Raw genomic sequence first — 12,058 nt, 5'->3', positions numbered from 1 at the left:
GAATACTCTTTGTTAAAATGGGAGGTCGTCATCTGTTCCCTGTGCTGTAACCTTGTTATTATCGGCTTGTGCAGTAGCCTGTATGGTTTCGGTTCTCCTGCTACCTCCGTGCAGTTTGATGTTTGAGGTATGGAAATTCAGACCTGCTCTTGCTTCTCCGTCTTTGCTTACCCACGCCCTTGTACTTACTCGTCCTGTGAGTTCTACCAAAGTGCCTTTGGTCAGTAGCCTTGCCACCTTTGCAGAAATCCAATAGGCACAATCGAAGTAGGTTGTTTGCTCTACTCGTTCGCCCTGCTTGTTACGGTAGCTGTCGTTGGTCGCTACTGAAAAGTTTACTACCTGTTTTTCGTTCGACAATGTGCGTACTTCCGCATCTCTTGTCAGTCTGCCTGTGATGTTCATATCCTTTGATTTTTAGTGATTGATTTTGATTTGATTTTTTTTTGATTTATTCGGCAATGAGAGGAGGTGCTGTTTCGTTTCATTACCATTTTCAATGCTTTTAATTTTCGTATCTGACATTTTTTTTATTCGTGTAAAGAGCCGGAGTATGCTATGTTTCGTTTCACGAGCATAAAAGGTTCGTGTTTAGCATCACCAAGGTTTTGGAAAAAAATACTACCCAACGGGTGGAGATTATTTTCCAAACTTGCTTGACCTTTGTGATGCGTTAAGAACACGGAAATACCTTTGCTCTTGAAATGGGACAAAAAGCATACGGGTCTTTGGATAAAAATGAATGTGGAAGCTAAGAAGATGGCATTGAGAAATGGTTTACAGTGAATTGAAATAACACTTCCAATTCGCTGAATTTTTAAAACACTTTTTTAAAGCGGTGGGGCTATCAAAGCCACACTAATAGAGGATTAAAAAATTGTATTTGTGTGGGAGGCGTAGATGGCAACATTTTTTAATCTTCTGTTCCAGAAGTAGCCGAAAAGCTCTTTTACAGAAAGGGAATAGCAGAGCGAAGTAAATGTGCTTTGGCTATAAAATATGGGCATAAAAAAAGCAGAACCGTTAAGTTCTGCTCGTAATTATCAAATTGTGATTAACTATATAACCTGTAAAAACGCTTCTTCAATCTCCTTAAATTTAGGAGCTACCAAATCCATATCCTTACTAATCTTTTGGCTGGTAATTTTAGCATAAATCTGTGTTGTGGAAATGTTTTTATGCCCCATCATTTTGCTAAGGCTTTCAAGAGGTACGCCCTCGGTCAAAAACATTGTTCCGAAAGTATGTCTTGCCGTGTGAAAAGTTACCTTTTGCTCCGTAATGATTTCCGCTTCGACAATCAATTTACCTACGTGAGTATTGCAGGTTACATTGGTGGGAACGGGGAAGATAAATTCATTCCTTGTCGTACCTTGATATTTCTCAATGATGCGTTTAGGGATTTCCATTAACCGAACATTGGACGCAATATCAGATTTCTTTCTTCTGCTGATGATCCATTGATGGCCATCGAAGAAAGACTGAATATTGTTCCTTGTTAGTTTTTTAATATCCGCATAAGCAAGTCCGGTAAAACAACTGAAAATAAAAAGATCTTTTACAAGCTCATACCGTGGGTGGGGCGGTGCACACATCATCAGTTTTTCTACATCTTCTTTAAGAATATAACCCCTGTCGGTTTCTTCCATATTAATTTCATAATCTTGAAACGGATTATCACGTATCAAACCTTTTTTTATAGCCAATTCTACCAGACTTAGTACGGGCATCGTGTAAACCCAAACCGTATTATGTGTAGATTGTAAATCGTACCGAAGATAAAAATCGAATTCCCTAATAAAATCTCCAGTCAATTCCCGAAAGGCCATATCATCACGATGATAGCGTTCTTTGATAAAAGTGGTAAGATGATTATAAACCGTGATGTACTTGTTGTAGGTGCTTTGTGAACGTTCTTCCTTGTCAACCAATTTTTTAAAATCCTCATTTTTATCGTTAAAGACTTTTAGAATTGCATCATCCATTACACCAACACCCAAGAATGAGAGCTTTACTTTTTGGGAAGTAGCAAAGCCCTCGTGTTTCAGCATATCTTCATAAATTTTGTCGATACGCCCACGTATGTTATCCAACTTTTTATTAATATTTAAAGCTGTTGCGCTTTTGCCCTCAACTCTTCCATATTTTAGATCCCAATTGCTAGGGTCAATTTCTAACTTTGTCCCAAAAGTTTTAGGTGTTCCGTCAATGGTAATACGTGCCATAATTGGAGCATTACCATTTTTTTTTAGTTCGTTCTTTTTCAAGTAGAAAAGCAGTTTGAACGTTGATTTTTTTGTCTGCGTCATAACTCAAATGTTTAATGTTTAAAATTAATTTACATTGAGTTACAAGGAAATATAAAAATAAGTGCAAAACACTGAAATATAACCGTTTAAACTAATAAGGAACCTCTATTAATCGGTAACGAATTAGTAACTTAACTTTGTCATTTCAAACCCAAAACCTATCAGACACCGAGTTCCAAATAAAGACTACTTCTTTATAAAACATTGTATAGCAACGGATTTAATCGTTTTGCTTAACTTTGCTTTTTACTAATCTTTTTTCTTTAAAAACATAAAGATATAGCGAATAACAGGAAATAGCTCCAAATCTTTGCGACTTTTATAATTTTGAGTACTTGTTTACAATATTTTTTGAATAAATTTGCGATTCACTTTTATAAACACACACAATGAAAAATACTGCGCTAACGCACATACATGAGGGTTTGGGAGCGAAAATGCTACCTTTTGCTGGTTATAATATGCCTATTTTATACGAAGGTGTAAATGCTGAACACGAAACAGTTCGTACTGGTGTTGGCGTTTTTGACGTTTCGCACATGGGAGAATTTTTGTTGACTGGTCCAAATGCTTTGGCATTGATTCAGAAAGTAACTTCGAATGATGCTTCTACACTAACTATTGGTAGAGCTCAATATTCTTGTTTACCTAATAATGATGGCGGAATTGTAGATGATTTGATTATTTATAAAATGAAAGAGGAAGAGTATTTACTTGTTGTAAATGCTTCGAATATTGATAAGGATTGGAATTGGATTTCTTCTCACAATGATGTTGGTGCTGAGATGAAAAACCTATCGGATGATTACTCTTTATTAGCAATTCAAGGTCCTAAAGCGGTTGAAGCGATGCAAAGTTTAACTACTGTAGATTTATCTGCTATTCCTTATTACCATTTTGAAGTTGGTACTTTTGCTGGTGTTGAAAATGTAATTATTTCGGCTACTGGTTATACTGGTTCTGGTGGTTTTGAGATTTATTGCAAAAATGATGAGGTTGAACACATCTGGAATAAGGTGTTTGAAGCTGGTGCCTCTTTTGGTATTAAACCAATTGGATTAGCGGCTCGTGATACTTTACGTTTAGAAATGGGCTTCTGTTTATACGGAAATGATATTGATGATACTACATCTCCACTTGAAGCTGGATTGGGTTGGATTACAAAATTTACTAAAGATTTTACTAACTCTGAAAACCTTAAAAAGCAAAAAGAAGCTGGTGTTACCAAAAAACTTATTGGTTTTGAAATGCAGGAACGTGCTGTACCAAGACAAGGTTATGAAATTGTAGATGCATCTGGAAATGTAATTGGAATTGTTACTTCTGGAACTATGTCTCCATCAATGAACGTTGGAATTGGTTTAGGATACGTTACTATTGCAAATAGTGCTGTAGACAGTGATATCTTTATTAGAATTAGAAAAAATGATGTTCCTGCTAAAGTGGCAAAATTACCTTTCTACAAAAAATAATTTATATTTAAAAGCACTATACTAAGGCTTACCTTATATACCACAGCTTAAAATGATTAGCTCTGTTTTATCATTGAAATCAATTTAATCTGTGGTTAGATTCTATTTCGGAATCAGTATTTTAGTGAGATTATACTCGTTTTATCAAAAAAATTAGTGTAATTTTAGTTTAAATGTTGATACTCGATTTATGAAAAATTTTTCATTAGTATTTCTGCTTCTTAGTTTCTCTCTGTTTGGTCAAAATAGTGACTCTACATGTGAAGTTTTAACTAAAATAAATACGCTTATTCAAAGCGAACATATTCAACCTAAACCGGTAGATGATAGTCTATCGGTTTTTGTTTTTGACAACTTAATTGATGATCTAGACTCTTCTAGAAACATCCTCCTAAAGTCAGAATATGATGCTCTTGTCAAAAAATACCGATTGAATATTGACAATTTCATTCTCAATAAAGATTGCACTTTCTTGAATGACATTATTTCTAAATATAGAAATGGTCTCATAAGAAATAAAGTTGCTTTACAAAAAATTTTAGCTGATCCTATTGATTATTCTGCAAAAGATACGATTCGGTTCTATAAAAAATCGTTCCCCGTATATATGAAGGAAAACGAAGTTGAGAAAGTATGGCGCAAGAAAATGCGTTATGAAATCTTAGATCAAATTGCTGAGGTGAGTTCCAATCTAGACTCACTTAAAACAAATTTTAAATCTCTTGAAGCTACTTATAAAAAGTCAGTTATCGATAATGAGATATGTCGAATTAATACTCTTTTGCAAACGGAGAAAAAACCTCAAGAGAAACTATACAATTACTTCTGCACTTACTTTGACCCTCATACGGCTTATTTTAGCAATGACTCAAAATCTAGCTTTGTTGCTTCTCTATCTAAAGAACACTTATCATTAGGAATGAATGTGAATCTGAATGAAAGAAACGAAATTATTGTTGCTGAATTGGATCCAAATGGCCCTGCTTTTCAAACAGGCCAAATAAAGAAAGGGGACCAAATTATCTCTATCTCTAACCAAAAGGAAACTTTAAAAGTTTCGTGCGCTACACTTGAATCCATTTCGAGTATGATTTTATCTGAATCAAACAAAAGTATAACACTTACACTTAAAAGAAATTCAGGAAAAAGTTTTGATGTTTATATCGAAAAACAAATCATGAAGGATGAAGAAAACTCTGTTTTTAGTTTTATAATAGGTAAAGAGAGTAAGATTGGTTATATAAAAATCCCTAGCTTTTATGCCGATTTAGAAGGTAATAGCGGAAAAGGTTGTGCTGATGATACTGCCAAAGAGATTATAAAACTACAGAAAGATAACATCAAAGGCCTCGTTATTGATTTAATCGATAATGGTGGTGGATCTATGGAAGAGGCTATAAAACTAGCTGGAATGTTTATCGATAGCGGTCCTATCTCGATTGTTGTAGATAATAAAAAGGAACAATCGGTTATTAACGACCCTTACAAAGGAATGCTCTACAAAGGTATTGTTGTTGTTTTGGTTAATGGTAATACAGCATCGGCTAGTGAGTTTTTTGCATCTATTATGCAGGATTACAATCGCGCTTTGCTATTAGGAAGTACTACGCTAGGCAAAGCGACTATGCAAACAATACAATCATTGGATGAGGATAAAAACACTGATTTCTTGAAAATAACAATTAATAAATTTTATCGAATAACTGGAAAAAGCCACCAATATATAGGTATAACTCCTGATGTGGTTCTTCCTGAATTTTATGAAAACATTATTCAAAAAGAAAAAAACTTCCCAACTGCAATTAAAAATGATTCGATTATTCCTGTCCTGAAATTTAGACCTTACGTAAAAAGGAGCTTGATAAATGCTTTGTCAGATGATAGTAGTATAAGAGTTGCTGCTAGTGATTATTTTAATAATATAATTACAATAAACAAGAAAATAGATCAACTGGTTAATACTCCTCGAACTGAGATTCCGATGACCTTAGACTCTGTCTTTGTTCAGAAAAAAACAAGATCTAGCTTATGGGAAGAAATCGTTTCTTACAACACTAAGAATGATCCTCTGGATGTATATAACTCGACTGTAAACCGATTCCTTTTAGGGATTCATCCTACTGAGAAAACTATGAATCAATACCAAATTAATAACCTTAAGACTAATCCTTATTTAAATGAGGCTGTAAATATTATCAATGATTTTAATGCAGCTAGGTAGTTATTCAGTATTCAGTGACAGTTTGCAGTGACGTACTTATAGAAGTTAAATAACAAGACTTGTAGTGATTCATACACCGTTCTACTAAATCTGTGGATAATCTTATTTCGTTTGTGTAGTATATAATCTCAATTTACATCTTACTTCTCACATCTTACAGTTTAAATAAAACATAATTTAAAAAAAGAATAGCGTTTGTTTTTGTAAAATAACTAATAACTGTATTTTTGCAACTCAAAATAAAAAATCAGCAATGGGAAGAGCGTTTGAATTTAGAAAAGGTAGAAAAATGAAGCGTTGGTCAGCAATGGCCAAAACATTTACCCGAATTGGTAAAGATATTGTAATGGCTGTTAAAGAAGGTGGCCCTAATCCAGATGCCAATTCTAGACTTAGAGCTGTTATACAAAATGCAAAAGCTGCCAACATGCCGAAAGACAACGTTGAGCGCGCTATAAAAAATGCCAGCAATAAAGATACTGCTAACTATAAAGAAATTTTATTTGAAGGTTATGCACCTCACGGAATTGCTATATTAATAGAAACTGCATCGGATAATAATAACCGTACTGTTGCCAATATTCGTAGTTACTTTAATAAATGTAACGGAACAATGGGTACTCAGGGTTCTGTTGAATTTATGTTTGATCACACTTGTAATTTCAGAATACCTAAAGGTAACCTTGATCCTGAGGAATTGGAATTAGAATTAATTGATTTTGGTGCTGAAGAAGTTTTTGAAGATGAAGATGGTATCTTAATCTACGCTCCTTTTGGAAGCTTTGGTGCTTTACAAAAAGAACTAGAAAATAGAGGTATTGAAATTTTATCTTCTGGTTTTGAGCGCATCCCACAAATAACAAAAGAACTTACTGAAGATCAAATTGCTGATGTGGAAAAACTTATCGAAAAAATTGAAGAAGATGATGACGTAATGAACGTATATCATACCATGAAAGAAGAGTAATTCTTTTACTTTATACATCTACTAAACTCCAGAGAAATCTGGAGTTTTTTTTGTTATAACCAGTAAATCTGTGAAGAATTATATCTTAGATTGTCTAGGTTTGAAACGAAAGAGCTTATTACTATACTTTTATAATTTATAATGACATCATAATTAAGAATTCAACACTTAATTTGTATTTTTTTTTAAATAAGGTACCAAAAATCACCAAAAGTGGGTATTGTAGAAAGACAAGATGCCTCCTATTTTCGCCGGATTATTTACCTCAGATAAGTCCTATATGTATTGACAAAAAAAACTTTTATAACTTTTTATAAACCATTATTTTCCTATTAATAATTATATATATTTAGGCGCCCATAAATCATTTAATTAAGTTATATTAATTCATTAATTTACAACTTAATACCAAACCAACCTACCAGAAAATTGAAAAAAATTACCACGAAGTTCTCCTCTTTTATCTTAACTTTTGTTTTATTTCTTATAAGTTTTAATAGTTTTTCTAATATTAATAGAGATACTATAAACAGTATTAACAAGAACAATTCGATTATAAAGCTACTTTCTCAAGGAAAAGCTACTAATTTAACTCCGCATTCCCTAAATACCGAAAGCGAGTTTACTAATACTTATATCAAAAAGAACTACCCAATTTCAAACTCTACAAATGAGAATTTGAATAAGGCTATTGAAGTTTTTAAAGAGATTGATAAAAATGAAAACCTAACTGACTTATTAGAGCCAAAAAGTTTATCAATGCTGCCTTTGGGTATCAAAAAAACAATTGGTGGTATTCAATACACTTTGGGAATTAGTAATGCAAAATTCACTCCTCAATATACAGAACTAACTGCTTTTGTTAAAATAGTTCTTCCCCAGCGTGATTCATTAGGCAAGGCTAAAGAACTTTTCTTTGGAGCAAACAATATTAAATTATCACACAAAGGAGGTTTAGTAGGAAACACTAGTTTGGTATTACTAGGCGATGCTCCTATAAAAATAAATGGTGAGAAACTATTATTAATATTAAAAGGAGGTATGGATATGGCTACTGGTGAAGTAACAAACCAAACCTACGTAACCATAGATTGTAATGGTTTTAAAGAACTTGGAATAACTGCCGATGTAGTCTTTTCTAGAAGTTTATTAGAACCTGTTGACAGCAATTATAACGTCATCCCATTTCCTCAAAAAGTCCAAGCAAAATTTAAAACAATAGTATCTAACTGGAATGATATCTTGGTAGAAATATCATTACCTAGTTTTCAATTAACAAATTATAAAGGTACTTGCTTTGAGTTAAATAAAGCAGTAATCGATTTTAGTGATATTCGGAATTCTACCGATGTCACTTGGCCAAAAGACTATCAAAAAGATTATCTGGTTCCTGGAAATGAAAATTTATGGAGAGGTCTTTATGTAAAATCCTTAAAAGTAGTTTTACCATCACAATTTAAGAATAAAGAAACAAACGAACGAATTGTTTTCAAAGCTACCGATTTATTAATTGATCGAATGGGAGTTTCTGGTAACTTCTCTGCAGAAAATGTCTTGGATTTAGGTAAAGGAAGCGCTTCTGGCTGGCAGTTTTCTGTTAATCATATTGAATTAGGATTTAGAGCAAATGCTTTAACATACGCTGGATTTGATGGAGACATCGTTTTACCTGTAACTGATCCATCCAAACAATGCAAACCAGGTGTAAGAAGTGAACTTGGTTACAAAGCAATCATTAATCCAATAGATAATGAATATCTTTTAAAAGCTGAGGTTAAAAACGATATCTGTTTTCAACTATTTAAAGCTAACGCTAAAATTGAAAAAAACTCTTATGTAGAGTTAAAAGTAAAAGAAGGCGTTTTTTTACCTAAAGCTGTTCTTTACGGAAGCTTGGCTATAAAAGGAAGTAATACTCCTGAATCAGAAACTGACACAAAGGAAACAGTAAACTTTAAAGGCGTTACTTTCCAAAATTTACAATTGCAAACCGTAGTTCCTTATATAAAAGCAGATTATTTTGGCTATAAAAACACTGCCGAAGATGATGCTAAAGTCAGCAACTTTCCTATTACAATAAACGAAATAGCCCTAATAGCAAATGATGAATCGGCAAGCTTAAAAATAGATATAGCCATCAATTTGATGAAGGATCAATTTAAGGGGCAAACTAAATTTTATGTTGTTGGTAAATTTGCTAAAAATGCAGGAATCCAAAAATGGAAATTTGACCATCTTAAATTTGAAGAAATCAAAGTTTCTGCTGATTTAGGGGGAGTGAAATTTAAGGGAAGCATCACTATAATGGATAATGATCCCGTTTATGGTAATGGCTTTAAAGGAATGGTGGGCGCTGATTTTACCGGAGGAATATCCGTAGAAGCAAATGCCATTTTTGGTTCTACTACATTTAGATATTGGTATGTAGATGCAATGGTTGACAATCTTAATATACCTGCTGGTGCAATTACCTTCAAAGGCTTTGGTGGTGGTGCTTACTATAAAATGAGGAAAGATGGCTTTAGCTCTTCGTTTGTAGCATCGGGTTCTAATTATGTTCCAGATATTGATTCTGCACTTGGAGTCAAGGCTATGCTGAAATTTGCAGGAACTGCAACAGCTGATGCCTTTTGGGGAGGTGCAGGTTTTGAAATTGCATTTAATACACATGGAGGTATAAACAGAATTAGTCTTTATGGGGAAGGTCACGTAATGCAACCTTTTGAGATACCGGGAGCTGATGCTTTAAAAGGTGCTTTAAAAGCTGTTGCCGAAAATGAATCTTTATTATCTAAAGTTGCTTTAGAGGCATTAAAAACTTCAAATTTATCAAAAGCTGCTGAGCAATTGTATCCTAATACCGTAAAACAATCTATGGGTATTAATGCTTTTGCTGCTATCGAATATGACTTCAGATCTAAGACTTTACATGGTACATTCGATTTATATATTGACACTCCTGGAGGTTTTATAAAAGGTCGTGCATCTGGTAATAGAGCTGGTTGGGCTGTACTGCATTTTGGTCCTGATAAATGGTATATCCACATGGGTACTCCTACTGATCGTTTAGGAATAAAACTAGCAATTGGACCTATAGAAGTAGAAGCTGGTGGTTATTTTATGTTAGGAGATGACATCCCAGGAAGTCCTCCTCCCCCTGCTATTGTAGCACAAATTTTAGGAATAGAAGTAGCTAAATTAGATTATATGCGAGACGAAAATAGTATTTCGTCAGGAAAAGGCTTTGCCTTTGGATCTGATTTTAGCCTAAAAACTGGTGACTTGACTTTTCTAATTTTCTACGCAAACTTTCAAGCAGGATTTGGTTTTGATATAATGGTAAAAGATTATGGTGAAGCAGCATGTAAAGGTTCTGGACAAATTGGAATAAATGGCTGGTATGCAAATGGCCAATCCTATGCCTACTTACAAGGAGAATTAGGCATAAAGATTAAAATACTTATGATCCGAAAGAAGCTATCGATTATAAAAGGTGGTGGAGCAGTTCTTTTACAAGCCAAATTACCCAACCCTGTATGGATTAGAGGTTATCTAGGAGGTAATTTCAGCTTACTAGGTGGAGCTGTTAAAGGACGCTTCAGATTTAAATTAGAGTTTGGAAAGCAATGCGAGTTCATTACTGATAGTCCGCTAGGTGGCCTTAAAACAATTGCAGACGTAACTCCTGCTGAAGGCTCAAAAGATGTTGATGTTTTTGCTCTTCCTCAAGTTGGATTTAATATGCCTATTGAAAAGAATTTTACTATCGAAGAAGATAGTGGAATAAAAACGTATAAATTAAAATTAGAAGAGTTTACTGTTAAAAAAGATGGCATCCCACTTATAGGTGAATTATCATGGAACACGAACAAAGATTTGGTAACATTTACCCCATTTGACATATTACCTCAAAATTCGAATTTAACTACAACAGCAAAAGTAAGTTTTCAAGAAAATGTCAATGGATCATGGAAAACCATTTATCAGAATGGCCAAATAGCGACTGAGACTGAAATAAGAAATTTTACAACAGGCATTGCTCCAAACAATATTCCTGTTAGTAATGTCGCTTATTCTTACCCTGTTTTTGATCAAAAATACGTGTATCAAAATGAATCAAAACAAGCATATGTTGTCTTAAAACAAGGTCAACCCTATTTATTTGATTTAAAGGCTGGACAATCACAAAAAGCTTTTTATAAAACTGGTGACAAAACAAGTTCTACATCAATAGCTTATAATGCTAATCTTAAAAAAGTTAGTATTGATTTACCTTCTTTACAAACTTTAAAGCAATATAATATCTCTTTGATGACACTAGAACCGAAGACAGAAGCTAACGCAAACTTGACTGAAAATTATGAGAAACAAGATTTAGGCTCAGATGCAAATATAGAAACCAAAAGTAATAAACTAACTGAAACTATCTCTGGTGGCCAAGGAGTTGAATTATTACAATATAATTTTAACACCAGTCAATACAATACTTTTCAGGAAAAATTGGCAGCAAAAAAACCTAAACAAACATTAGTGGAGATCATTTATTCTGATGTACATGCACTACAATCTCTTAATACATCAACAGAACCTTTTGATGAAATAGAAATAATAGGCAATGAAAAAACTCTAAATATACCATTAGTAAATGCTGAAGCTATTCTAGATGATAGTTATTACAAAAATGAAATCTATCCATTAATTTATAAAGGATACCCATTAGAAGGAACTATAACTGTCAACAGAGATACTAATATAGTAGGAATCCCTCCTACTAAAGGTGTAGAGACACTGGCGTGGTATCAGGATTATATCATAAATAATCCTACCAGTTTCATGCTTAAAGAATACTTGCCTTTCCGATATAATCTACCATTTTATTATAAAAATGATTTTATAGACATACGATATAAAGTAGTTAATAAGTACTTGAATACACTAAATCAAGAAATGATTACAAAATACAATTATATTATTAATGGTCAATTTCCATTTATAAAACAAGGCACTTATAACATTAAATTGAATTATATACTTCCAGGAGGTCAAACAGGAACTAGTTCAATTTTCACATTTAATAAATCAAATTAGC

6 protein-coding genes are annotated in these 12,058 nt (G+C 33.3%); 4 read left to right on the top strand and 2 right to left on the bottom strand.

Translation table 11 applies throughout. From position 1 onward, the window contains the following. Positions 1-12: 12 nt before the first annotated feature. Positions 13-405: a single-stranded DNA-binding protein gene (locus tag LNQ49_RS20555; RefSeq protein WP_196376684.1), complete on the bottom strand. Its 393-nt coding sequence runs from the start codon at positions 403-405 to the stop codon at positions 13-15. 653 nt (positions 406-1,058) lie between these two features. Further along, positions 1,059-2,309: a site-specific integrase gene (locus LNQ49_RS20550; RefSeq protein WP_196376683.1), complete on the bottom strand. Its 1,251-nt coding sequence runs from the start codon at positions 2,307-2,309 to the stop codon at positions 1,059-1,061. 389 nt (positions 2,310-2,698) lie between these two features. On the opposite strand from LNQ49_RS20550, the gene gcvT reads away from it, so the two are divergent. The 4 genes from gcvT (at position 2,699) to LNQ49_RS20530 (ending at position 12,057) form a co-directional block, all read left to right on the top strand. After that, positions 2,699-3,781, top strand: coding sequence for a glycine cleavage system aminomethyltransferase GcvT (gene gcvT, locus LNQ49_RS20545; RefSeq protein ID WP_229990883.1), 1,083 nt, complete (start codon positions 2,699-2,701; stop codon positions 3,779-3,781). Between the two features lie 190 nt (positions 3,782-3,971). Continuing rightward, on the top strand, positions 3,972-6,002 hold the full coding sequence (locus tag LNQ49_RS20540; RefSeq protein ID WP_229990882.1) for a S41 family peptidase: 2,031 nt from the start codon (positions 3,972-3,974) through the stop codon (positions 6,000-6,002). 253 nt (positions 6,003-6,255) lie between these two features. After that, entirely contained in the window at positions 6,256-6,969 is a 714-nt protein-coding gene (locus LNQ49_RS20535; RefSeq protein ID WP_229990881.1) for a YebC/PmpR family DNA-binding transcriptional regulator, read from the top strand. Between the two features lie 429 nt (positions 6,970-7,398). Continuing rightward, on the top strand, positions 7,399-12,057 hold the full coding sequence (locus LNQ49_RS20530) for a hypothetical protein (RefSeq protein ID WP_229990880.1): 4,659 nt from the start codon (positions 7,399-7,401) through the stop codon (positions 12,055-12,057). The last annotated feature ends 1 nt before the right edge of the window (position 12,058 follow it).

Source organism: Flavobacterium pisciphilum (assembly GCF_020905345.1).
GTDB classification, from domain to species: domain Bacteria; phylum Bacteroidota; class Bacteroidia; order Flavobacteriales; family Flavobacteriaceae; genus Flavobacterium; species Flavobacterium pisciphilum.
This window is presented reverse-complemented; position numbering and strand designations above follow the sequence as displayed.

What these genes read in the sequence shown, in the direction of transcription:
- LNQ49_RS20540 (WP_229990882.1), top strand. Translation starts at nt 3,972, where the DNA reads ATGAAAAATTTTTCATTAGTATTTCTGCTTCTTAGTTTCTCTCTGTTT.
- LNQ49_RS20535 (WP_229990881.1), top strand. Translation starts at nt 6,256, where the DNA reads ATGGGAAGAGCGTTTGAATTTAGAAAAGGTAGAAAAATGAAGCGTTGG.
- LNQ49_RS20550 (WP_196376683.1), bottom strand. Translation starts at nt 2,309, where the DNA reads ATGACGCAGACAAAAAAATCAACGTTCAAACTGCTTTTCTACTTGAAA.
- gcvT (WP_229990883.1), top strand. Translation starts at nt 2,699, where the DNA reads ATGAAAAATACTGCGCTAACGCACATACATGAGGGTTTGGGAGCGAAA.
- LNQ49_RS20555 (WP_196376684.1), bottom strand. Translation starts at nt 405, where the DNA reads ATGAACATCACAGGCAGACTGACAAGAGATGCGGAAGTACGCACATTG.